The sequence below is a fragment of the Coralloluteibacterium thermophilum genome, assembly GCF_042654365.1.
Taxonomy (GTDB): Bacteria; Pseudomonadota; Gammaproteobacteria; order Xanthomonadales; family Xanthomonadaceae; genus Coralloluteibacterium; species Coralloluteibacterium thermophilum.
Genome location: NZ_JBHSGG010000033.1, coordinates 74,512 through 97,709 on the forward strand (window position 1 = coordinate 74,512; position 23,198 = coordinate 97,709).

Sequence of the window (23,198 nt, forward strand, 5' to 3'; positions counted from 1 at the left end):
AGTCTGCCGCATGGCAACAAAGACCCGCATCATCAAGAAGTACCCCAACCGTCGCCTCTACGACACGGAGATCTCCAGCTACATCACGCTCGAGGACGTCCGCCAGCTCATCGTGGACAACGAGGAGTTCGAGGTCCGGGATGCGCGCTCGGGCGAGGACCTGACCCGCCCCGTCCTGCTGCAGATCATCGCCGAGCACGAGCAGGACGGCCAGCCGATGCTGAGCACCCAGGTGCTGAGCCAGATCATCCGCTTCTACGGGGATTCGCTGCAGGGCTTCATGGGCAGCTACCTGGAGCGCAGCATGCAGCTGTTCCTGGACCAGCAGCAGCAGTTCCGCTCGCAGCTCAACACCATGCTCGGGCAGACGCCGTGGAGCATGCTCAACCAGCTCACCGAGCGGAACATGGACATGTGGAAGAACTTCCAGCAGGGCCTGCTCGGGACGATGAACACGCCGCCGGGCACCAAGCCCCGCGACGAGACCAAGCCGCGCGGCCGCTGAGCGCCTGCCGCGGAACCGGAAAGGGGCCCTGCGGGGCCCTTTTTCGTGCCCCGCCGCCTGCCGCTGCCGCAGCGCGCAAGGTGTCGCGCCGCAGCGCGGCTCAGATCTCCCGGACCACCCGGAACCCGAGCCGGGCGTTGGTCGCCTCGGCCGGGGAAGCGATGCGATAGGCCGAGCGCGCCTCGTCCGGCGAGCTCGCCCAGGAGGTGCCGCGGACCACGCGCCGTGCGCAGCCCGGATTCACCCACGCGCTGCCGTCCCGCGGCGCCCGCCGGTAGCTGTCGTGCCAGCAGTCCTCGGTCCATTCCGAGACGTTGCCGACCATGTCGTAGAGCCCGAAGGCGTTGGCCTCGAAGCTGCGTACCGGCGCCAGCCCCCAGAAGCCGTCCGCGTAGTTCGGGAAGGCGTTGCCCCACCCGCGCCGGGTGGGGGATTCGTCGCCGTCGCCGGGCAGGTTGCCCACCACCCGCTCGGGCAGCGCGTCGCCCCAGGGATAACGCGTATCGGAACCCGCGCGGAGCATGTATTCGTACTCCGCCTCGCTGGGCAGCCGGTAGCGCTGGCCGGTCTGCTGCGACAGCCAGTCGGCGTAGGCCGAGGCGTCCAGCCAGGAGACGTGCACCACCGGCAGGTCCGGGTCGGCGCGCGCGCCCGCATGGTCGTGCCGGTAGTCGACGCCGCGCCGCTCGACCAGGCTGCCGCTGCGCTCGTTGTAGACCACCGAGGCGCCACGGGCCTGCGCCGTGCCGATGTAGCCGGTCGCCTCGCTGAAGCGCCGGAACTCGGCCACGGTGATGGGCGCGACCGACACGGCGAAGCCGCGCGCGAACTCGACCGTGTGCTGCGGCGCCTCGTTCGGGTCGTGGCCCGGCTCGTTGCGCGACGAGCCCATGCGGAAGCTGCCCCAGGGCACCACGACCAGCTCGGGCCCGCTGCCGCCGATCTGGAGCGGGTCGCGGACGCCCTGTCCGGCGTCGAAGTGGCCGTAGCGGCGCGCAGTCTCGATCCGCTCGCGCAGCCGGTTGACGCCCGCCGCGCGCGTGCTCGCCGCCGCATAGGCCTCGAGCAGTTCCTGCGCACGCTCCAGCTCCAGGGCCGCGAGCGCCGTCTCGATCTCCTCCGCCAGCACCACGGCGCGCCGCTGGCGCGCCTCGACGATGCGAACGCTCGCATCCTGCACGCGCTGCTGCCCGGGCAGCACGGCATCGGCCTCGCTGAGCCGGCGCTCGGCCAGGGCGTAGTCGCCTTCGGCCGCGGCAGCATCCGCCTCGGCGATCAGCGCATCCTGGATGCGGGCGACGCCGGCCAGGGCGCCGACATGCGCAGGCGCCTGCGCGAGCACGGCGCGGAAGACCGCCGCGGCGTTCTCGTCGGCCGGTTCGAGCACCCTGCCCTCCCGCCGCAATGCCTCGCCCCGGGCGACCTCGCCCGCCAGCACGTTGGCCTCGTCGAGCGCGTCGGCGTAGGCCTCGCGCTCGGCATCGGCGATGCCCGCCGGCAGCCCGCGCAGCAGGGCGGCGACATAGGCCGCGTCGGCCAGCCGTCCCGCGGCGATCGCTTCCCGTCCGCGCTCGACGATCCTGCCGGCCAGCGCCTCGACCGCCTCGCGCGCGGCGGCGTTCTCCGGATCCGCGCGGAGCACGGCCAGATAGAGATCCAGCGCGGGAAGCGCGGGTGCCTCCTCGGCCTCGGCCGGGGCGGCCCCGGCCTCCGCGGCGTCCGCCGCGGCCTCGACATCCGCATCCGCCGCATCCGCCGCATCCATGCCGGCATCCGCATCGGCAGGCGGCGCATCGCCTTCGACGAGCACCCCCGCCTCCTCGGCGGCACGGGCTCGCGCCAGCGTGGCTTCGATCTCCTCGGCGTCCAGCGCCAGCGCGCGGGGTTCCCAGGTGCGCTCCGGGGCGGGCGCCGAGGCGCGCTGCGCCGCCGCCACGGGGTCCGTGGGCACGGGGTCGTCGCGTTCCGCGGGCGTCGCCTGCCGCCCCGTCGCGGCCGTGGCGGGTTCCGTGGGCGCACGCGGTGCCTCCTCGCGCCCGCAGGCGGCGAGGAGCAGCACGAACGGCAGCCAGAGACGTTGGAAGCGAGCGTTGATAGGCGTCGGGGTCGTTGGGGGCGCGGCGTCGCGGGGCGTCCCGGTCCCGCGGCGGTGCGACGTTAGGCTAAGGTGCGCAGCCCCGCAACCGCACGAAGACCGCGTGAACCACTGGATCGACACCCCCCGCATGCTCGCCGACCGCCTCGCCGCCTGGCGCGGCGCCGGCCCGGTCGCCCTGGATACCGAGTTCGTCCGCGAGCGCACCTGGTATGCGCAACTGGCCCTGGTGCAGTTGGCCGTGCCGGGCGAGGTGCTGCTCGTCGATCCCCTGGTCGAGGGCATGACCGCCGTCCTGGGGCCGTGGCTGGCCGACCCGGGCGTGCTCAAGCTGATGCACAGCCCGAGCGAGGACCTGCACGTGCTCACCCACGTCTGCGGCGCGCCGCCCTCGCCGCTGTTCGACACCCAGACCGCCGCCGCCCTTGCCGGCCTCGGCGCAGGGCTCAGCTACCAGCGCCTGGTCGAGGCCGTGACCGGGACCGTCCTGGCCAAGGGCGAGACGCGCTCCGACTGGCTGCGCCGCCCGCTCAGCCCCGCCCAGCTCGACTACGCCGCGGACGATGTCCTCCACCTGCATGCCGTGCACGCCGCGCTGCGCGACCGCCTGGAGGCCCTGGGCCGCCTCGACTGGCTGGAGGCCGACTGCGCGCGCATGGTCGCCCAGGCGGTGCGCGACGAGCCGGAGCGCTGGCCGCACCTCGCCGTGCGCAGCGCGCAGATGCTGGACCCGGACGGCCAGCGCCGTCTCTACCGCCTGCTGCGATGGCGGGAGGCGCGCGCGCGCAGCCAGGACCGACCGAAGAACTGGATCCTCGACGGCGAGCTGGCGCTGACCCTGGCCCGGCGTCCGCCCGCCGACCTGCGCGCCTTCAACGCGGTGCTCGATGCGCATCCGAAGGCGCCGCGGCGCGACCGTGGGGCGCTGTTCGACCTCCTCCACCGCCCGGTGGATGCGGCGGAGGCGGACATCCCGTTGGCGCAGGCGCCCGCCGAGACCGACAAGGCGCGCCTGCGGGCACTGCAGGAGGCGGTGGCGACGCAGGCCCGGGCGCTGGACATCCCCGAGGGCCTGCTGGCCTCGCGGCGTCACCTCCAGGCCCTCATGGACGGGCACGGCTGGGGCGCCCTGGAGGGCTGGCGACGCGGGATCCTGGAGGCATCCCTCGCCCCTCTACTCGAAACGCCGCCCTCGGGCTAGGCGAGCGGAAATCCGTTGCGTATACTTCCGCGCCTCGTGGGGCGGTAGCTCAGCTGGGAGAGCGTCGCGTTCGCAATGCGAAGGTCGGGAGTTCGATCCTCCTCCGCTCCACCACTCATTCCAGACGTAAAGCGAAGGGCCGGGCGGCGAACGTCCGGCCCTTCGTCGTTCCTGGCCGACGAGTCCGCCGACCCGCAGCCGGTCGCGATCCCGCGCCGGCGCCTCCGGCACCCGCGGGGTTCTCGCTCCGATCACGCATCGCCTGCTCGACTTCGTCGCGGCGCGGTATCTGAATCATCGTCGGGGCGACGCGACCATCGGGCATGCGGCAGGAGGACGGCATCGCGCACGTCCTGCCGGCGCTCCCGGACCGGCGGACGACCGCCGGGACGGCCCGACCTGGCCACTCCTCCGACCAAGGCGGACACGGAGGCTGCTGGCCATGCGACACCCCGAGCACGATGGCGAGACTCCGGACGGGGCACCCGGATCCGGCGGGAAGCCGGCGCTCGGGCCGTACCTGCGCCAGACCCTGGCCGCATCGACCATACTCTGGCTGTTCCTGCCCGCCGAGCGCGCGCTCGCCGAGTGCGTGAGCACCGACCCCGGCACGGTGACCTGCACGGGCACCGACCAGGACGGGCTGCAGATCGTTCCCCCGCCTCCGCCCGGGCCGGACCTGCTGCTCACGGTGGAGCCCGGTGCGATGGTCAACGGCCCGATGACCATCGACGCACTGTCCTCTCTCACGTTCCACAACCACGGGCAGATCAACGGCAACATCACCGTCACCAACAACGGCGACTTCTCGTTCGACCAGAACGGCACGTTCGGCGGGACGACGCTCTCGGTCTCGGGATCGGGCGGGAACGACCTCCTCGTCCGGAGCGGGCGCTCGATCAACACCACGATCCTGTCGGGCGCACGGAACCGGGTCGACAACTTCGGCGTCCTCAACAACGCGGTGACGCTGACCGCCACCGAGTCGAACACCGTCGTCAACCGCACCGGGGCGGCGATCAACCAGCTCACCCTCGCCGGGACGTCGAACACCGTCGACAACGACGGGCTGTTCAACCAGGGCCTGTCCTTCGCCAACGGCCACGCCGCAAGCGGGCTCGACAATGTCGTCCACAACCGCGCCAACGGCGTCATCAACGGCATCAGCAGCACCGGCGGCTCGCACGACGAGATCGACAACAGCGGCATCATCAACGGCCCGGTCAATCTCGGCGCGGGCAACGACAACTTCGTCAACCGCGCCCAGACCAACGGCAGCGTCGACCTGGGCCCGGGCAACGACCTGTTCGCCATGGTCGGCGGGACCATGTGCTGCACCGTGAACCTGGGCGACGGCAACGACCTGGCCTTCATCTTCGGCGGCACGATCAGCTCCGACGTGCAGGCGGGCGCCGGCAACGACTTCCTCGCCTGGCAGGGCGGCCGGATCGTCAGCGGCGTCCGCATGGGCGAGGGCGACGACAACACGCTGCTGTCCGGGCTCGACGCGACCCAGCTCGCCCCGGGCCTGACCGTCGACGGCGGCACGGGCATCGACCGCCTGATCTGGAACAACAGCCGCAACGGGGCCACCGGCCTCGACGTGGCCCAGCTCACCTACTGGGAGAGCGTCGAGATCAACGCCCGCTCCGAGCTCACCTTCAAGAACTACAGCAGCCTGACGCTGGGCGACCCGGACACCGGGACCGGCACCCTCTCGGTGGACAGTTCCAGCACCGTGCTCGCCGGCGGCGGCACGCACGCCGTGCGGCCGTGGAACCCGGGCGCGCTCGCGAACGTCGCCAATGCGGGCACCATCGACCTCACCAACGGCCCGGCCGCAGCGACCGACCGTTTCGTGATCTACGGAAACTATGTCGGCCGGAACGGGCACCTCAACCTGCAGACGGTGCTCGGCGCCGACGATTCGCCTTCCGACCAGCTCGTGATCCAGCGGGCCTCCGCTGCGACCGACGTTCCGGTCGCGTCCGGACTGACGACGCTCAACGTGACCAACCTGAACGGCGCCGGCGCCATGACCACCGGCAACGGCATCCGCGTCGTGGATGCGATAGGCGCACTCACGACGGCCGAAGCGTTCGTGCTCGGCGAGCGGCTCGCCGCGGGGGTCTACGAGTACGCGCTGTTCCGCGGCGGCGTCGCACCCGACGAGGCCAACGACAACGACTGGTTCCTCCGGTCGAGCGTGCCCGATCCGACGCAGCCGCCGACGACGCTGCCGGCGCCCGTCCCGCCCCTGCCGCCCGTTCCTCCGGCCACCCTGCCCGCGCCGGCGCCCCCCATCGCGCCCGCGCCTCCCGAGCCCGCGCCCGCTCCGCCATCGCCGCCCTCCACCCTGCCGGCGCCCCTTCCTCCCCCGCCGGAGGTCGAGCCACCGCCCGCGCCCGAACCGCCGCCGCCGGAGCCGCCGCCGATCGATCCGCCCCCGCCGGTGCCGGAGCCGCCCGAACCGCCGCCGGGCGAGCCGGAGCCGCCCGAGCCACCTCCGCCGGGCGAGCCGGAGCCGCCCGAGCCGCCTCCGCCCGGCGAGCCGGAACCGCCCGAACCGCCTCCGCCGGGCGAGCCGGAACCGCCTGAGCCACCGCCGCCGGGCGAGCCGGAGCCGCCTGAGCCGCCCCCGCCCGGCGAGCCGGAGCCACCCGAGCCGCCTCCGCCCGGAGAGCCGGAACCGCCTGAGCCGCCTCCGCCCGGAGAGCCGGAACCGCCCGAGCCGCCTCCGCCCGGAGAGCCGGAACCGCCCGAGCCGCCTCCGCCGGGCGAGCCGGAACCGCCCGAGCCGCCTCCGCCCGGAGAGCCGGAACCGCCNACCGCCGCCGGGCGAGCCGGAGCCACCCGAGCCGCCTCCGCCCGGCGAGCCGGAGCCGCCTGGCCCACCGCCCCCCGGAGGCATCCCCCCAGGAGGCGCGCCGCCCGGCGAGATCCCGCTGATCCGTCCGGAGATCCCGGGCCACGTCCTGGGCCCCGTCGTGGCGCAGCAGATGGGGCTGGCCGCCGTCGGCACGTTCCACGAGCGCCGCGGCGACCAGTCGCTTCTGCATCAACCGACCGGGGGCGCCTGGGCGCGCGTGCTGGGCGACAGGTACGACCAGCGCTGGAGTTCGCGCGTTCCGGGCACCGGCCACGACCTCGGGCCCCGGCTGCGCAGCCACCTGTTCGGCATCCAGGCGGGCGCCGACGTGTACGCCCGCGACGAGGGCGACGGGCGACAGGACCGCGTCGGCGCGTTCTACGCCTACACCGAGACGCGCGGGACGGTCTACGGCAACACGCTGGCGGTCCGCGACAACCGCTCCGGCGACCTCGACCTGAAGGGAGACAGCGCCGGCCTCTACTGGACCCACGTCGCGCCCAGCCGCTGGTACGTGGACGCCGTCGCGATGTACACGCGGTTCAAGGGCGAGGCGATGTCGAGCATGGGCGTGCGCACCGAGACCCGCGGCCATGCCACGGCGGCCTCCGTCGAGACCGGCGTGCCCTTCCCCCTCAACGCGCGCTGGACGCTCGAGCCGCAGGGCCAGCTGATCTGGCAGCACATCGACTTCCGCGACGGCCGGGACCCCTACGCGTCCATCGAACACCGCCATTTCGACACCGTCACCGGGCGGCTCGGCGTGCGGCTGGAGCACGACGCGCTGGTGCGCGGGCAGCCCTGGCAGTCCTTCGTCGGCGCCGACGTGTGGCACACCTTCTCGAAGACGTCGGAGACGACCTTCGACCGGACGCGGATCGGCACGGCGCTCGGCGGCACCGCACTGGAGCTGCGCGGCGGCGTGACCATGAACTGGACGCCGGGCATCGCCGGCTACGTTGCCGTCGGCTACACCACCGATCTCGACGGAGAGAGACAGCACGGCTTCAACGGGACGATCGGCATCCGCGCCCGCTGGTGACGGGAGCGGCCGGTCCGCGGACGCCCGGTGGCGATGCCATCGGGCGCCGGCGGCCGGCGCCGAGGGCGTCACGATCTATCCACATGCCTGTGGACAACCGCTTGGACAACCTTGTGAGCACCTCGCACAAGGTGCTGACGCTCAAGCCTTTTCGTCATCCTGGTCGCGTTTTGACCATGTGGATGACGCACGGGAACGGGGCGCCGGAGCGCCCCGTTGTCAAGCCTCAACCGAACAGTTTCGCGGCGACCTCGGCCACGTGGCGGCCCTGGAAGCGCGCGCCTGCGAGCTCGTTCTCGCTGGGCTGGCGGCTGCCGTCCCCGGCCGCGATCGTGGTCGCGCCGTACGGGCTGCCGCCGGAGACCTCGTCGACGCCGAGCTGGCCCTGGAAGCTGTAGGGCAGGCCCACGGTCACCATGCCGAAGTGCAGCAGGTTGGTGATGATCGAGAACAGCGTCGTCTCCTGCCCGCCGTGCTGGCTCGCGGTCGAGGTGAAGGCCGCGCCGACCTTGCCGTTGAGCGCACCGCGCGCCCACAGGCCGCCGGTCTGGTCGAGGAAGTTCGCCATCTGCGAGGCCATGCGTCCATAGCGCGTGCCGGTGCCGATGATGATGGCGTCGTACTCCGGCAGCTCTTCGACCCGCGCGACCGGCGCCGCCTGGTCGAGCTTGTAGTGCGAGGCCCGCGCGACCTCCTCCGGCACGAGTTCGGGCACGCGCTTGACGTCGACGGTGGCGCCCGCCTCGCGCGCGCCTTCCGCGACGGCCTGCGCCATCGCCTCGATGTGCCCGTAGGCGGAGTAGTAGAGAACCAGAACCTTGGCCATTGCGGTGTTCCTTGTGGGTGGAGGGTCAGACGGAATCGACGAGGACGAGCTCGGCGTCCTCGATCGCGCGGATGCGCAGTTCGCCCTCGTCGCGGATCGCCGCGCCGTCGCGCTCGCCGATGCGGACGCCGTTGATCTCGACGCTGCCGCGCGCCGGCACGAGGTAGCCGTAACGGCCCGCGCCGAGGGTGTAGGTCGTGCTCTCGCCGGCGCCCAGCGTGGCGCCGAGGACGCGCGCATCGGTGCGGATGCGCAGGGCGTCGCCGTCGCCGTCGTGCCCGCTCGCCAGCGGCACGAAGCCGCCCGCGCGGTCGCTCTTCGGGAACGGACGGCTGCCCCAGGCCGGCGCGCCGCCGCGCTCGCTCGGGACGATCCAGATCTGGAAGATCCGGGTGGTCTCGCGCTCGAGGTTGTACTCGGCATGCCGGATGCCGCTGCCGGCGCTCATCACCTGCACGTCGCCGGCCTCGGTGCGGCCCTTGTTGCCGAGGTTGTCCTGGTGGGTGATGGCTCCCTCGCGGACGTAGGTGATGATCTCCATGTCCGCGTGCGGATGCGGCGGGAAACCGGTCTGCGGCGCGATCGTGTCGTCGTTCCACACCCGCAGCGCGCCCCAGTGCATGCGCGCCGGATCGTGGTACTCGGCGAAGGAGAAGTGGTGCTTGGCGTCGAGCCAGCCGTGGTTGGCGCCGCCGAGGCTCGAGAAGGGTCGTACGTCGATCATGGCCTGCTCCCGCAGCGTTGCATTTTCAGGTGCGCAAATGATGCGCGCTGATGTTTGATTTCAGTAGTGAAACGATGGGAACGATTCGTTGCGCGCCTGGACGCGTCGGCCGAGGGGCCGACCGGGATGCGCCGGTGCCGTGACATCCCCCGGCGACCTGTCGATACTGCGCGCCCCTCCGCCAACCCGCCGTGTTCGCGCATGACCCAGATCGAGACCCGCATCGCCCAGCAGATCGCAGAGGAGATCGCCGCCACGCCAGCCCAGGTGAAGGCCGCGGTCGCGCTGCTCGACGAGGGCGCGACGGTTCCCTTCATCGCGCGCTACCGAAAGGAGGTCACCGGCGGACTGGACGACACCCAGCTGCGCCTGCTCGAGGAGCGCCTGTCCTACCGCCGCGAACTGGAAGACCGCCGGGCGGCGATCCTTGCCAGCATCGAGGAGCAGGGAAAGCTCACCGACGCGCTGCGCGCCGACATCGCGGACGCGGACACCAAGGCGAGGCTGGAAGACCTCTACCTGCCCTACAAGCCCAAGCGCCGCACCAAGGCGCAGATCGCCCGCGAGGCGGGGCTCGAACCCCTCGCGCTCGGCCTGCGCGACGACCCGACCCAGGATCCGGAGCAGCTCGCCGCGGGCTTCGTCGACACCGAGAAGGGCGTGGCCGACGTCAAGGCCGCGCTCGACGGCGCGCGCGCCATCCTGATCGAGGCCATCGCCGAGAACGCGAGCCTCGTGGGCGAACTGCGCGACTGGCTGTGGAGCCGCGGCGAGGTGCAGGCGCGGGTGTTCGACGACAAGCGCGCCGAGGGCGCCAAGTACGCTGACTACTTCGACCACCACGAGCCCATCGCCGGGATTCCCTCGCACCGCCTGCTGGCCCTGTTCCGCGCGCGCAACGAGGGCATCGTGGCGCTCGAGCTGCTGCCGGTGGCCAGGATGCAGGGCACCGGCGAGGAGGCGCGCGCGGAGGCCGTGCGGGCGGGCCACCTCGAAGCCGAGCAGCGCGTGGCGCTGGCCTCGGGCATCGCCGACCGGGGGCGTCCGGCCGATGCCTGGCTGCGCGAGACGGTGCGCCAGGCCTGGCACTACAAGCTCCACCTCGGCCTCAGCCTCGACCTGTTCCTCAAGGCCCGCGAGGCCGCCGAGGAAGAGGCCATCCGCGTCTTCGGCGACAACCTCAAGGACCTGCTGCTGGCTGCGCCCGCCGGCGCGAAGGCGGTGATGGGCCTCGACCCGGGTCTGCGCACCGGCGTCAAGGTCGCCGTGGTCGATCCCACCGGCAAGCTGGTCGATACGGCCACCATCTATCCGCACGCGCCGCGCAACGACTGGGAGGGCGCGATCGCCGCGCTCGCGAGGCTGGCGCAGAAGCACGCGGTGCAGTTGATCGCGATCGGCAACGGCACGGCCTCGCGCGAGACCGACCGGCTCGCGGCAGACCTGATCAAGCGCCACCCGGCGCTCAAGCTCACCAAGATCGTGGTCAGCGAGGCCGGCGCCTCCGTCTATTCCGCATCCGAGCTCGCGGCCAGGGAATTCCCGACCCTCGACGTCAGCCTGCGCGGCGCCGTCTCCATCGCCCGCCGGCTGCAGGACCCGCTCGCCGAGCTGGTCAAGATCGAGCCCAAGGCCATCGGCGTCGGCCAGTACCAGCACGACGTCAACCAGTCGCGCCTGGCGCGCGCGCTGGATGCGCGGGTCGAGGACTGCGTGAACGCGGTCGGCGTCGAGGTCAACACCGCCTCCGCCGCCCTGCTCGCCCGCGTGGCGGGCCTGTCGTCCACGGTGGCGGAGAACATCGTGCGCCTGCGCGACGAGCGCGGCGCCTTCCGCAGCCGCAGGGCCCTGCTCGAGGTGCCGCGCCTGGGCGAGAAGACCTTCGAGCAGTGCGCGGGCTTCCTGCGCATCAACGAGGGCGAGAACCCGCTCGACGCCTCGGCCGTGCATCCCGAGGCCTACCCCGTGGTCGAGCGCATCCTCGCCCGCTGCGGCCGGCAGGTGCGCGAGGTGATCGGCGACAGCGCCTTCCTGCGCAGCCTGGATCCCGCGGAGTTCACCGACGAGCGCTTCGGCCTGCCGACGGTGCGCGACATCCTGAAGGAGCTCGAGAAGCCCGGCCGCGACCCGCGCCCGGAGTTCAAGGCGGCGCGGTTCGCCGAGGGCGTGGAGGACATCAGGGACCTCAAGCCGGGCATGGTGCTCGAGGGCGTGGTCTCCAACGTGGCCGCGTTCGGCGCCTTCGTCGACCTGGGCGTCCACCAGGACGGCCTGGTCCACGTCTCGGCGCTGTCGACGAAGTTCGTCAAGGACCCGCGCGAGGTCGTGAAGGCCGGCGACATCGTCAAGGTCAAGGTGCTGGAGGTGGACATCCCGCGCAAGCGCATCGCGCTGACCATGCGCCTGGACGACCCGATCGGCGCCGACGCGCCGCGCGCCCGCGACGGCGGCCGCCGCGAGGAGGGCCGTCGCGGCGCCGACCCGCGGCGCGGCGCACCGTCCGCACCGCCGGTGAACAACGCGTTCGCGCAGGCCTTCGCGAACGCGAAGCGGCGCTGACGTGGCCGTGGCGCCCACGACGGCATCCTGCGGGCCATGGCCGCGCACCCGCGCGGCCCGCCGAGCCGGGAGGAGCCACCATGAGCCGCGCCTTCGTCAAGGAGAACGACACCGGGCCTGCCGCCGACCTGCCGGAGCTGCCGCTGAGCCCGCATCCCAACTACGTGACCGCACGCGGCCTGGCGCAGCTCCGCGCCCGGCTGGCGGCGGCGGAGGCGCGTGCGCGCGGGGAACTCGACCCCGCCGAGCGCGCCCATGTCGAGCGCGAGATGCGCTGGCTGGCCGCGCGCGTCGAGTCCGCGATGGTGCTGACGCCCGGCGGCGGACCGCTGGACGAGGTCGGCTTCGGCATGTGGGTGGAACTGGCGGACGCCGACGACCGGCGCCATCGCTACCGCATCGTGGGGGAGGACGAAGCCGATCCCGAGCGCGGGCTCATCAGCCACGTCTCGCCGCTGGCGCGGGCGCTGCGCGGCGCCCGCGTGGGCGAGACGCGGGTGTGGCCGCGGCCTGCGGGCGATCTCGAAGTCGAGGTGCTGGCCATCGGCGCGGACGCGCCGCCCGGCTGAACGCACGGCCCGGGAGCGGGCGCGCATGAGCGCGGTCGACGTGCTGGTGCTGGGCGGCGGGGCGGCCGGGCTGATGTGCGCCCTCGTGGCCGGCCGCCGCGGCCGCCGCGTCGTGGTGGTCGAGCACGCCGAGCGGGTCGGCAAGAAGATCCTCATGTCCGGCGGCGGGCGCTGCAACTTCACCAACCTGCACACCGCGCCGGCCAACTTCCTCTCCGCGAACCCGCACTTCTGCAAGTCCGCCCTCGCCCGCTACACGCCGGCCGACTTCGTCGCCATGGTCGAGGCGCACGGCATCGCCTACCACGAGAAGGAGCTCGGCCAGCTCTTCTGCGACGTCTCGTCCAAGCTCATCGTGCGCATGCTGGTCGACGAATGCCGTGCCGCCGGCGTGGAGATCCGCACCGGCACCGCGATCCGCGCCGTGCATGCGGACGCGCCCGGATTCCGCGTCGAGACCGACGCCGGCACCCTCGCGGCCGGGAGCCTCGTCGTCGCCACCGGCGGCCTGTCGATCCCGCGCATGGGCGCCACCGGGTTCGGTTTCGACCTGGCGCGCCGCTTCGGCCACCGCGTCCTGCCGCTGCGCGCCGGCCTGGTGCCCCTGACCCTGAGCGGCGCGCCGCTGGAGCGCAACGCGGAGCTCGCCGGCGTCGCCACGCCGGTGGAGATCGCCCACGGCGGCGCGCGCTTCCGCAACGCGATGCTGTTCACCCACCGCGGCCTGTCCGGCCCCGCGATCCTGCAGATCTCCTCGTACTGGCAGCCCGGCGAGACGCTGCACGTGGACCTGCTCCCGGAGCGCGACGCCGCGGAGTGGCTGGCCGCCGCCCGTCGCGCGCATCCGGACGCCGAGCTGCGCACGCAGCTGGCGGAGGTGCTGCCGAAGCGGCTCGCTCAGCGCCTCTGCGACCACGACCTCGGCCATCGCCGCATGCGCCAGCTGCAGCCGCCCGACCTCGCGCGCATCGCCGGCCTGCTGCACGCCTGGCCGGTGCTGCCGAGCGGGACCGAGGGGTACCGCACCGCCGAGGTCACCCTGGGCGGCGTGGACACCGACACGCTGGACTCGCGCACGATGATGTCGCGCACGGTGCCGGGGCTGCACTTCGTGGGCGAGGTCGTGGACGTCACCGGCCACCTGGGCGGCTTCAACTTCCAGTGGGCCTGGGCCAGCGGCAACGCGGCGGGCCTCGTCGCCTGAGCGGCGCCCGGCGGCGGGTTCACCCTGCCGTGAAGGCGGCTTGCTACGCTTGGGCGCCGGCCACGACGCGAGTCGCAGCATGCACGCACGTCCTCTTTCCCGCCTCCTTGCCCTCCTCGCCGCGCTCGCCCTGCCCGCCGGCGCGGCCACCGTGATCGAGGGCGCCCGCGTCTTCGACGGCGAGCGCGACCTCGGCGAAGCGACCATCCTCGTCGAGGACGGGCGCATCGCCGCGATCGGCGCGCCCGGCACGGTGCAGGTGCCGGACGGCGCCGAACGCATCGACTACAGCGGCCGCCACATCGTTCCCGGCCTCGTCGCCAACCACGCGCACGTCGGCAACGTGTCCGGCACGGAGCACGGCTCGCGCTTCTACACCCGCGAGAACATCCTCGCCCAGCTCGCGCAGTACCAGGCCTTCGGGGTGACCACGGTGGTGGCGCTGGGGCTGAATCCGCCGCCCTTCGCGGAGATCCGCGACGCCGTGAACGCCGACCCGCGGCTCGGCGCCAGCCTGTTCGGCGCGGGGCGCGGCGTGGGCGCGCCCGACGGCGCGCCGCCGGCGGACCGCATGAACCTCGCGCCCGGTGCCGCCGCGCGGGCGCAGACCGCGGAGGACGCGCGCGAGGCCGTGCGCCAGGCGAAGGCCGAGGGCGCCGACATCGTCAAGCTGTGGGTCGACGACCTCGGCGGCAGCGCGCCGATGATGCAGGACGAGGTCTACCGCGCCGCCATCGCGGAGGCGCATGCGCAGGGCCTGAAGGTCGCCGCGCACATCCACGACCTCGAACCCGCGCGCGCGCTGGCCGAAGCTGGCGTGGACATCATCGCCCACGGCGTGCGCGACCAACCGGTCGATCCCGCCTTCGTCGCCCTGCTGCGCGAGCGCGGCATCGGCTACATCCCGACGGTCAACATCGACGAGGCCAACTACCTGTACGCGGAGCGCCCGGAGATGCTGGAGGACCCCTTCTTCCTGGCCGCGCTCTCGCCCGCGCTGCGCGCCCGGTTCGAGGACCCGGAGTGGCGCCGGACGACGCTCGAAGGCGCCGGCGTCGCCGACGCCCGTGCCGCGGTGCGGACCAACCTGCGCAACCTCGCCACCCTGCACGCCGGCGGCGTGACGCTCGGCTTCGGCACCGACTCCGGCGCCACCGCGGTGCGCATCCCCGGCTTCGCCGAGCACCGGGAACTGGAACTCATGACCCAGGCCGGGCTCACCCCCACGGAGGCGCTCCAGGTGGCGACCCGCAACGCCGCCGCGCTGATGGGCTTCGAGGACCGCGGCCTGCTCGCTCCGGGGCGGCGCGCGGACTTCGTCGTGCTGGGCGCGGACCCGGCCGCCGACATCCTCAACACCCGCCGCATCGAGGCGGTGTGGCAGCAGGGGCGACGGGTGGCCGGCCGGGTGGGCGACGAGGAGTGAGAAACGGCGAGGGGAGGCGCGTGACGCCTCCCCTCGCTTCTCGCTTCTCCTGGTTCCTCACTTCCCGCCAGTCGGGTCCTTCGGCGGCTTGGCGGGAATGAACGGCGCGACCGGGTCGCTGCCCGGGAAGGTCTCCTTCAGCGCCTCGTCGAGGTTCTCGCTCTCCTCCCGGCGCCGCTCCTCGGGGCTGCCGTTCTCCTTGCCGCGGACGTCCTCGTTGCCGCCCGGACGCGCCTTGTCCTCGTCCTGCCGGGAACCGCCGGTACCGGAATGCTTGGCGTCGTGTTCGCCCATGGTGTGTCCTCTTCAACGGGTGAATCGGGCGACCATTGCAGCGCCACGGGGATGAAACGCCCGTGAGACCGGCGCTCAGCCGGCCACGGCGGCGAGCGGGGCCGGCGCGGCGAACAGGAAGCCCTGCCCGCGCTCGCAGCCCAGCGCCGCGAGCCGGCGGCGCTGCTCGGGCGTCTCGATGCCCTCCCCGATGGTCTCCAGCCCGAGCGACTGCGCCAGGGCGAGAATGGCGCGCACCACCGCATGCCCGCCCTGCGAGCCGTTGCCGTCGAGCTCGGCGACGAAGCTGCGGTCGATCTTGATCGCCGCGATGGGATAGCGGTGCAGGTAGGACAGGGCGGAATAGCCGGTGCCGAAGTCGTCGAGCTGGGTACGCACGCCGGCGACGCGGAGGTCGTAGAGCGCCGCGCTGACGTTGTGCGCCTCGTCCAGCAGCGCGCCTTCGGTCAGCTCGATCCGGAGGCGCGAGGGATCGGCGCCGCAGGTCCGCAGCAGCCCGAGCAGGCGCTCGGCCATGCCCGGCACGTGGAAGTGCCGCGCCGACACGTTGATGCAGACGTACTCCCCGTCCGCGAGCAGGCGCCCCATGTCGCGGAACACGCGTTCGTAGATCAGCCAGTCGATCTGCTCGATGAGCCCACCCTCCTCCGCCACCGCGAGGAAGCTCTCCGGCGCGAGCACGCCGCGGCTGTCGTGGTTCCAGCGCAGCAGCGCCTCGTAGCCGACGCGGGCGCCGTCCTCCAGCGAGACGATGGGCTGGTAGTACGGCTCGAAGCGGCCCTCGATCAGCGCCCGCCGCAGGTCGTTCTCGAGGTCGAGCGTGCGCAGCGCCTCGTCGTGCAGCGCGCGGTCGAAGACCTCGCTGCGGTTCCGGCCCTTGGCCTTGGCGCGGTACATGGCGGTGTCCGCGTCGCGCAGGATCTCCTCGGCGCCGCGGTAGCGCGGACTGGCGAGGGCGATGCCCACGCTGGCCGAAGTGAACAGTTCCTTGTCGCCCACGGGCATGGGCGCGACCAGCGCGGCGATGATGCGCTCGGCCACGTCGCGCGCGTCGCGCTCGCCTTCGATGTCGGCGACCAGCACCGCGAACTCGTCGCCGCCCAGGCGCGCCACCACGTCCTGCTGCCGTACCGCCGAGGCGATGCGCCGCGCGGCGTGCTTGAGCACCTCGTCGCCCACGAGGTGCCCCACGCTGTCGTTGATCACCTTGAAGCGGTCGAGGTCCAGGAACAGCACCGCGAACAGCCGCTCCGGGTCGCGCCCGTAGACGCCCATCGCGGCCTGCATGCGGTCGAACAGGAAGGCGCGGTTGGGCAGCCCGGTCAGCGCGTCGTGCGAGGCCTGGTGGGTCAGCAGTTCCTCGGCGCGCAGGCGCTCCCCGATCTGGGCGCGCAGCTTGGCGTTGGCCTCGGCCAGCTCGCGCGTGCGCTCCTCCACGCGGCGCTCCAGCTCCGAATGCGCCGCGAGCAGGCGCTCCTGGGCGCGGCGGCGCTGCATGCCGTTGGCGATGTGCAGCGAGACGAAGGTCAGCAGTTCCTGGTCCCGCTGCGAGAACAGGATGTCCGGCGAATAGCTCTGCACCACCAGCACGCCGATGGTGCGCTGTCCGTCGCGCAGCGGCACGCCCAGCCAGTGCACCGCGGGCGTGCCGAAGGTGCGGGCCTCCCCGGCGGCGGCCAGCTCCGCCACCTTGCGCCGGTCCGCCAGCAGCGGCTGGCCGGTGCGCAGCACGTATTCGGTCAGGCCGCGCCCGAGCGCGCGACGGGGACGCGCGGTGTCGCGCTCGTCCACCGAGTACGGGAACTCCAGCCCGCTGCCGTCTTCTAGCAGGCGCGCGATGAAGAAGTTGCGCGCGTACAGCAGCTCGCCGACGACGCCGTGCACCGCCGCGTAGAACGCCTCCAGCGATTCCGAGGCGGTGGACAGCTGCGCGATGCGGAACAGCGCCGCCTGCAGGCGCTCGCCGTTCTGGCGCTCGACGATCTCGGACTTCAGTTCCTCGTTCGCCAGGGCGAGTTCCCAGGTACGCACCACCACGTGGCGCTCCAGCTCGGCCTGGTGCTGCTTGCGCTCCAGGGCGGTGAGGATGTGCCGCGCCACATAGGACAGCAGGGCGCGGTCCTCGTCGGTATAGACGAAACGCGGGTCGTAGCTCTGCACCACGATCGCGCCGCAGACCTCCTCGCCGTTGACCAGCGGAACGCCCAGCCAGTAGGCGGCGTCCGGGCCCTGGCTGGAGTCGGGCGGCATGCCGAGCGCGCGGCGCACCTCCACCGACGGCCCGCGCAGCGCCTGGCCGTGGCGGATCAGGCGCATGGTCAGGCTGTTGACGAGGTCGGCCTCGTCGAGCTCCTGCTCCGGATCGGGGACGAAGGCGTCCTGGGTGTCGGCGAAATAGGGAAAGCGCAGGGTCCGTCGCGCCGGGTCGTACAGCGCGATGAAGAAGTTCTCGGCGTACATCAGGCCGCCGACGATGCGGTGCAGCCCGCGCAGCATCTCCGGCATGTCCAGCCGCGCGCTGGCCATGTCGGCGATGGCGTACAGCGCGCGGTGCAGGCGCTCCGCGTTCTCCAGCCTCGCGACGCTGCGCCGCAGCTCGCGGCGCTCGACCAGCCCGCGGGCGAAGGCGCGGGTCCAGCGCAGCACGTCGAGCCAGTCGGACACCGGCGTCGCGGCCTGCACCGCGAGCGCGAGCCACAGGCCCCGGTGGACCTCGCGCCACACCGCCACGAAGCCGCCGTCGCCCGCGCGCGGAGCGCCGTCGGGACCCGGCGCCGCGAGTTCCGCCGCCAGCAGGGCCCGCAGGCCGGGCGCGGCGAGCGCGCCGCTGCTCTCCTGGACGGTCTCGCCGCAGCCGACCGCCACGCACACCCCACCGAAGCCGGGGCGCGCACGCAGCAGCCGCTCGAGCGCCGCGGCGAAGGCCGGCAGGTCGTCGGCTTCCGCCAGCGCCGTCCACGCCGACGCGTCCGCGCCCGGCGCGGCGACCATCGCGACTGCCTCCGGGCCGTCCGCCCGTGCCTGTGCTGTGTCCTTGGCCACGACTCCCCCCAGGCGGCCGAGTCTTTGGCCACGACTCCCCCCAGGCGGCCGAGTCTAGAGCGTGTTGTGCCCTTTGAGGTGAGTGCGAAGCGGTCCGGGTGCGCCGAGACACGGCGCGCGCCGCAGCGCAGGCCGGGCGCCCGGGCAAGGCGCGCAACGCCGTATCGGCGTGCCCCAGGCCGCTTCCCTCCGGGACGGATCTCATCTCGAAGTGCACGACACGCGCCAGGGCCCGCCCGCCGACGCACGCCACGGCGACGAACGGAAACGCTGTCGCGCCCGCCACGATGGCTTAGGCTGCGCGGCCATGACGAACGCACCGGACGACGAGACGCTGATGCTGGCCTATGCCCAGGGCCGGGTCGCCGCCTTCGACGCGCTCTACCAGCGCCATCGCGGTGGGCTGTACCGCTTCCTCCAGCGCAACCTGCGGAACCCCGCCCTGGCCGACGAGGTCTTCCAGGACGTCTGGCAGCGCGTGATCGCGGCCAGGACCCGTTATCGTCCCGATGCGCGTTTCACCACCTGGCTGTACCAGATCGCGCACAACCGCCTCCGCGACCACTGGCGCGCCGCGGAGCACCGGCCGGATCCGCCCGCCGACGCCGATGCGCGCCTGGCGGCGGTGGTCGACCCGGGCACGCCAGACGGCGCCGTGTCGCGCTTCGAGGAGCGACGGCGCCTGCAGCGCGCGCTCGACGCGCTGCCGGACGAACAACGCGAGGCGCTGCTGCTGCGTCTCGAACAGGAACTGTCCCTGGAGGAGATCGCCGCGATCACCGGCGTCGGGCGCGAGACGGTCAAGTCGCGCCTGCGCTACGCCACCGACAAGCTGCGCACGAGCCTGCTGCCATGACCGCGAGCCGCGACCACCACGATCCGCACGCCCCGCTCGACGCCGAGGAGCGGGCGCTGGCCGAGCGCCTGTCCGGCCTGCCGCGCACGGAGCCGCCCGCCGCGCTGGACGCCGCCATCCGCGCGCACGCCGCACGCGCCGTCGGGCGGCGGCCGGCGCCGGCGCTGTGGGGGCTCGGTACCGCCGCGGCGGCCGTGCTGGCGCTGGCGGTGTTCTGGGAGGTCGCCCCGGACACCGGCACCCGCGACGAGACCGCGCTCGCGCCGCCGCTGCAGGAGACCCGGCGGGCCGCACCCACCGGCCAGCCGGAGATCGCGGCGATGCGGGCCGAGGTCGCGCCCGCGGAGGAGGCGCCCGCCGCCACCCTGCAGGCGCAGCGGGCCGCCGACGTCGCGGCCCTGCGCCTGCCCTCGGAGGACGCGCCGAGCGTCGATCCCGCCGAGGTCGCCGCCACGCCGGTCGCCCCGCCCGCCGAGGCTCCGGTCCCCGAGCCCGCGCCGGTCGAGGCCCTGCCGCCGGTACGCCTGGACGTCGCACTGGGGCCGGGCGCGTGGATCGAGCGCATCCGCGCACGCGAAGCCGCCGGCGACCGCAGCGGCGCCGTGGAGAGCCTGCGCCTGTTCCGCGCGCGGCATCCCGAGATCGCGGTTCCCGACGATCTCGAGCCCCTGCTGCGGTGAGCGCCCGCACGCGGACGTGCCGCCGATGAGCCGGGAGACGCTCGCGGCGCCGGCGGAGCACGCGGTGGAGATCAGGAAGAGCCGCTTCCTCGCCCGCGCCGCACCGGTCGCCTCCCCCGGCGAGGCGGCCGCGTTCGTCGAGGCCGTCGCCGACCCCGGCGCCACCCACAACTGCTGGGCGTGGCGGATCGGCGGGCAGTACCGGTCGAGCGACGACGGCGAGCCCGCGGGCACCGCCGGGCGCCCCATCCTCGCGGCGATCGACGGGCAGGACTGCGACCGCGTGGCGGTCGTGGTGACGCGCTGGTACGGCGGCGTGAAGCTCGGCGCCGGCGGCCTCGTCCGCGCCTATGGCGGCTGCGCGGCGGAATGCCTGCGCCGCGCGGACCGGCTTCCGCTCCTCGACACCGTCGCGCTGCGCCTCGACTGCGCCTACCCGGAACTCGCCACCCTGCGCGCGCGGCTGGGCGAGCAGGCCGCCGCCGTGGAGGACGAAGCCTTCGGCGCCGAGCGCGTCGTGCTGCACGTCCGCGCCCTCGCGGAGCGCGTCGAGACGCTGCGTGCCCTGCACCGCGACCTGACGCGCGGCAGCGGCGCCTTCGTCCTGCTGGACCCCGCGTCGGACCGCGCCTGAGCGTACGATCGGCCGCGGCGCATGCAGGGCGACCTCGCTTCGTGCGAAAATCCGCCGCCTTCCGCGTCCCCGTAGCTCAGCTGGATAGAGCGGCCCCCTCCTAAGGGGCAGGTCGTACGTTCGAATCGTATCGGGGACGCCATCTTCCTCCGCCCGCCCGGCCCGCTCCGCGCGCCGGGCGGGCCGGCACATCGAAAGGAGCCTCCATGACCCACCCGGTCCTCAGCGCGCTCGGCATCGAGTCCACCGTCTCCGGCACCTACCTCGGTCAGGGCGAGTGGTCCGCCACCACGGACGCGGGCAGCATCGCGCGTCCGGCACCGGCGACCGGCGAGGTCCTGGCGACCGTGTACGGCGCCGGCAAGGCCGACTACGAGACCATCGTGGCGCGCGCCCAGGCGGCCTTCGAGGTCTGGCGCACGACGCCGGCGCCGCGCCGCGGCGAGGCCGTCCGCCTGTGCGCCGAGGCGCTGCGCCGGAACAAGGACGCGCTGGGCAGCCTGGTCTCGCTGGAGATGGGCAAGATCAAGGCCGAGGGCGACGGCGAGGTGCAGGAGATGATCGACATCGCCGACTTCGCGGTCGGCCTGTCGCGCCAGCTCTACGGCCTGACGATGCACTCCGAGCGTCCGGGCCACCGCATGTACGAGCAGTGGCACCCGCTCGGCCTGGTCGGCATCGTCAGCGCCTTCAACTTCCCGGTCGCGGTGTGGAGCTGGAACGCCTTCGTCGCGGCCGTCTGCGGCGACATCTGCATCTGGAAGCCGAGCCCGAAGACGCCGCTGACCGCGATCGCGACGATGCGGATCTGCAACGAGGCGCTCAAGGACGCGGGCTTCCCCGACCTGTTCTTCCTGTTCAACGACGCCGGCCAGGGCCTCGACAGGACGCTGGTGGCCGACACCCGCATCCCGCTCATCAGCTTCACCGGCTCCACCGCGGTCGGCCGCATCGTCGGCGCCGAGGTGGCCAAGCGCATGGGCCGCTCGCTGCTCGAACTCGGCGGCAACAACGCGATGATCGTCGACGAGACGGCGGACCTGAAGCTCGCCATCCCCGCCATCGTCTTCGGCGCCGTCGGCACCGCCGGCCAGCGCTGCACCTCCACGCGCCGTCTGTTCGTGCACGAGAGCATCCACGACCGCGTGCTGGAGACCCTCGTGTCGGCCTACCGGCAGGTCGAGGGCAAGATCGGGGACCCGACCGACCCGGCCACCCTCATGGGCCCGCTGATCGACCAGGACGCGGTACGTGGCTACCTCGACGCCATCGCCAGGGCCCAGGCCGCCGGCGGCACCGTGGCGACCGGCGGCCGGGCGCTGGACGACCGCCCCGGCAACTTCGTGCTGCCCACCATCGTCACCGGGCTCTCGCCCGACGCGGAGATCGTGCAGGCCGAGACCTTCGCCCCCATCCTCTACGTGATGCCGTTCAGGACGCTGGACGAGGCCATCGCCATGCAGAACGGCGTGCCGCAGGGCCTGTCGTCGGCGATCTTCACCCAGAACCTGAAGGCCGCCGAGCGCTTCCTCTCCGCGAGCGGCTCCGACTGCGGCATCGCCAACGTCAACATCGGCACTTCCGGCGCCGAGATCGGCGGCGCCTTCGGCGGCGAGAAGGACACCGGCGGCGGCCGCGAGTCCGGCTCGGACGCCTGGAAGGTCTACATGCGCCGGCAGACCAACACCATCAACTACTCCGACGCGCTGCCGCTGGCCCAGGGCATCAAGTTCGAGTTCTGAGCGGACGCCGATGGACGCCCGGGCCCGCCCGACCAGCACGCTCGCAGCGATCGCCCTGGCGACCGGCGGGCCGATCCCGCGCGGGATCGCGGCCGCGATCGGCCTGCCGGTCGTGGCCCTCGTCCTGACGGGTGCCGGCGTCGGGTTTCCGGGCCGCAGCGCATGAACCTGCCGGGCGACACCGTCAGCCGCTTCGACGACCGCGTCGAGGACTACGTCCGCCACCGCCCCGACTATCCGAGCGCGCTCGCCGACTGGCTGCGCGACCAGGGCGCGCTGCGCCCGGGCCTGCGCGTGGCCGACGTGGGCGCTGGAACGGGCATCTCCACCGCCATGCTGCTGGACGCCCAGCCGGGCATCGAGGCGATCGCGGTCGAGCCGAACGCGCGCATGCGCGAAGCCTGCGCGCACCACCTCGCGGGGCGCGACGGCTGGCGCATCGTCGGCGGGCGCGCCGACGCCCTCGGGCTCGATGCGCGGTCGGTGGACCTGGTCGTCGCGGCGCAGGCCTTCCACTGGTTCGACCGCGCGGCCTTCCGCGCCGAGTGCGCCCGCGTGCTGCGCCCGGGCGGCCACGTCGCGGTGTTCTGGAACACGCGCCGGACCGGCGGCACGCCCTTCCTCGACGGCTACGAGGCGCTGCTGCGCGAGCACACCGACTACGCGCAGGTGGCCGAGCGCTACGACGGCGACGACGACATGCGCGCCTGGCTCGGCGACGCCTTCGTGGCGAGCGCGCGCTTCCCGCACGCGCAGCGCCTGGACCGCGAGGGCCTGCGCGGACGCTTCCTGTCCTCGTCGTACGCGCCCAGGGCCGGTCATCCGCGTCACGAGGCGGCGATGCGGGCGCTCGACGCCCTGTTCGACGCCACCGCCGTGGACGGCGCCGTCTCCCTCGACTACGACACGCGCGTCTTCCTCGGCCGCGCA

18 protein-coding genes, 2 tRNA genes and 2 pseudogenes are annotated in these 23,198 nt (G+C 73.4%); 16 read left to right on the forward strand and 6 right to left on the reverse strand.

The genetic code is table 11. From position 1 onward, the window contains the following. The first annotated feature begins 10 nt into the window (after positions 1-10). Positions 11-505, forward strand: a complete 495-nt coding sequence (gene phaR / locus ACFO3Q_RS11975) for a polyhydroxyalkanoate synthesis repressor PhaR (RefSeq protein ID WP_377004956.1) — start codon at positions 11-13, stop codon at positions 503-505. A gap of 100 nt (positions 506-605) precedes the next feature. On the opposite strand, the gene ACFO3Q_RS11980 is transcribed toward phaR, so the two are convergent. Next, positions 606-2,456, reverse strand: a complete 1,851-nt coding sequence (locus ACFO3Q_RS11980; RefSeq protein WP_377004957.1) for an SUMF1/EgtB/PvdO family nonheme iron enzyme — start codon at positions 2,454-2,456, stop codon at positions 606-608. Positions 2,457-2,703: 247 nt separating this feature from the next. On the opposite strand from ACFO3Q_RS11980, the gene rnd reads away from it, so the two are divergent. Further along, entirely contained in the window at positions 2,704-3,801 is a 1,098-nt protein-coding gene (rnd, locus tag ACFO3Q_RS11985) for a ribonuclease D (RefSeq protein WP_377004958.1), read from the forward strand. Between the two features lie 38 nt (positions 3,802-3,839). Beyond that, positions 3,840-3,915: transfer RNA gene (locus ACFO3Q_RS11990), tRNA-Ala, on the forward strand. Positions 3,916-4,095: 180 nt separating this feature from the next. Here the strand turns inward: ACFO3Q_RS11990 and ACFO3Q_RS11995 are convergent. Beyond that, positions 4,096-5,385, reverse strand: coding sequence for a hypothetical protein (locus ACFO3Q_RS11995; RefSeq protein WP_377005034.1), 1,290 nt, complete (start codon positions 5,383-5,385; stop codon positions 4,096-4,098). Here ACFO3Q_RS11995 and ACFO3Q_RS12000 point away from each other — a divergent pair. Together ACFO3Q_RS12000 and ACFO3Q_RS12005 are read left to right on the forward strand one after the other, a co-directional pair. After that, positions 5,267-5,935, forward strand: a pseudogene (locus tag ACFO3Q_RS12000) (autotransporter outer membrane beta-barrel domain-containing protein); the annotation flags it as partial. The gene ACFO3Q_RS11995 and the pseudogene ACFO3Q_RS12000 overlap by 119 nt on opposite strands. A 559-nt stretch (positions 5,936-6,494) precedes the next feature. Next, positions 6,495-7,712, forward strand: coding sequence for an autotransporter family protein (locus ACFO3Q_RS12005; RefSeq protein WP_377005031.1), 1,218 nt, complete (start codon positions 6,495-6,497; stop codon positions 7,710-7,712). A 226-nt stretch (positions 7,713-7,938) separates the two neighbouring features. On the opposite strand, the gene wrbA is transcribed toward ACFO3Q_RS12005, so the two are convergent. Both wrbA and ACFO3Q_RS12015 read right to left on the reverse strand, forming a co-directional pair. Beyond that, positions 7,939-8,538, reverse strand: a complete 600-nt coding sequence (gene wrbA, locus ACFO3Q_RS12010; protein WP_377004959.1) for an NAD(P)H:quinone oxidoreductase — start codon at positions 8,536-8,538, stop codon at positions 7,939-7,941. 25 nt (positions 8,539-8,563) lie between these two features. After that, on the reverse strand, positions 8,564-9,262 hold the full coding sequence (locus ACFO3Q_RS12015) for a pirin family protein (protein WP_377004960.1): 699 nt from the start codon (positions 9,260-9,262) through the stop codon (positions 8,564-8,566). Positions 9,263-9,463: 201 nt separating this feature from the next. Here ACFO3Q_RS12015 and ACFO3Q_RS12020 point away from each other — a divergent pair, with 201 nt between their 5' ends. The 4 genes from ACFO3Q_RS12020 (at position 9,464) to ACFO3Q_RS12035 (ending at position 15,020) form a co-directional block, all read left to right on the forward strand. After that, positions 9,464-11,821, forward strand: coding sequence for a Tex family protein (locus ACFO3Q_RS12020; RefSeq protein WP_377004961.1), 2,358 nt, complete (start codon positions 9,464-9,466; stop codon positions 11,819-11,821). 80 nt (positions 11,822-11,901) lie between these two features. After that, entirely contained in the window at positions 11,902-12,390 is a 489-nt protein-coding gene (locus tag ACFO3Q_RS12025) for a GreA/GreB family elongation factor (protein WP_377004962.1), read from the forward strand. Between the two features lie 25 nt (positions 12,391-12,415). Next, on the forward strand, positions 12,416-13,594 hold the full coding sequence (locus ACFO3Q_RS12030) for a BaiN/RdsA family NAD(P)/FAD-dependent oxidoreductase (protein WP_377004963.1): 1,179 nt from the start codon (positions 12,416-12,418) through the stop codon (positions 13,592-13,594). A 79-nt stretch (positions 13,595-13,673) separates the two neighbouring features. Beyond that, positions 13,674-15,020, forward strand: a complete 1,347-nt coding sequence (locus ACFO3Q_RS12035) for an amidohydrolase family protein (RefSeq protein WP_377004964.1) — start codon at positions 13,674-13,676, stop codon at positions 15,018-15,020. A gap of 57 nt (positions 15,021-15,077) precedes the next feature. On the opposite strand, the gene ACFO3Q_RS12040 is transcribed toward ACFO3Q_RS12035, so the two are convergent. After that, a complete protein-coding gene (locus tag ACFO3Q_RS12040; RefSeq protein WP_377004965.1) occupies positions 15,078-15,314 on the reverse strand; it encodes a hypothetical protein in 237 nt (78 codons plus the stop codon). Between the two features lie 75 nt (positions 15,315-15,389). Next, positions 15,390-18,356, reverse strand: a complete 2,967-nt coding sequence (locus ACFO3Q_RS12045) for an EAL domain-containing protein (protein ID WP_377004966.1) — start codon at positions 18,354-18,356, stop codon at positions 15,390-15,392. A 307-nt stretch (positions 18,357-18,663) separates the two neighbouring features. Between ACFO3Q_RS12045 and ACFO3Q_RS12050 the strand changes: the two genes are divergently transcribed. From ACFO3Q_RS12050 to ACFO3Q_RS12080, 7 genes and pseudogenes are all read left to right on the forward strand, one after another. After that, the gene (locus ACFO3Q_RS12050) at positions 18,664-19,212 is read left to right on the forward strand and encodes an RNA polymerase sigma factor (protein WP_377004967.1); all 549 of its coding nucleotides are present in this window, start codon (positions 18,664-18,666) and stop codon (positions 19,210-19,212) included. Next, positions 19,209-19,892 carry a hypothetical protein gene (locus tag ACFO3Q_RS12055; RefSeq protein ID WP_377004968.1) on the forward strand — a complete coding sequence of 228 codons (684 nt, stop codon included), beginning with the start codon at positions 19,209-19,211 and terminating at the stop codon, positions 19,890-19,892. The genes ACFO3Q_RS12050 and ACFO3Q_RS12055 overlap by 4 nt, the downstream gene beginning before the upstream one ends. Before the next feature lie 25 nt (positions 19,893-19,917). Next, entirely contained in the window at positions 19,918-20,526 is a 609-nt protein-coding gene (locus tag ACFO3Q_RS12060; protein WP_377004969.1) for an IMPACT family protein, read from the forward strand. 65 nt (positions 20,527-20,591) lie between these two features. Then, positions 20,592-20,668, forward strand: a tRNA-Arg gene (locus ACFO3Q_RS12065). Between the two features lie 64 nt (positions 20,669-20,732). Beyond that, positions 20,733-22,268, forward strand: coding sequence for an L-piperidine-6-carboxylate dehydrogenase (amaB, locus tag ACFO3Q_RS12070; protein ID WP_377004970.1), 1,536 nt, complete (start codon positions 20,733-20,735; stop codon positions 22,266-22,268). A gap of 10 nt (positions 22,269-22,278) precedes the next feature. After that, positions 22,279-22,434, forward strand: a complete 156-nt coding sequence (locus tag ACFO3Q_RS12075) for a hypothetical protein (protein WP_377004971.1) — start codon at positions 22,279-22,281, stop codon at positions 22,432-22,434. Then, positions 22,431-23,195: pseudogene (locus tag ACFO3Q_RS12080) on the forward strand (class I SAM-dependent methyltransferase); the annotation flags it as partial. The gene ACFO3Q_RS12075 and the pseudogene ACFO3Q_RS12080, both read left to right, overlap by 4 nt. Between the last annotated feature and the right edge of the window lie 3 nt (positions 23,196-23,198).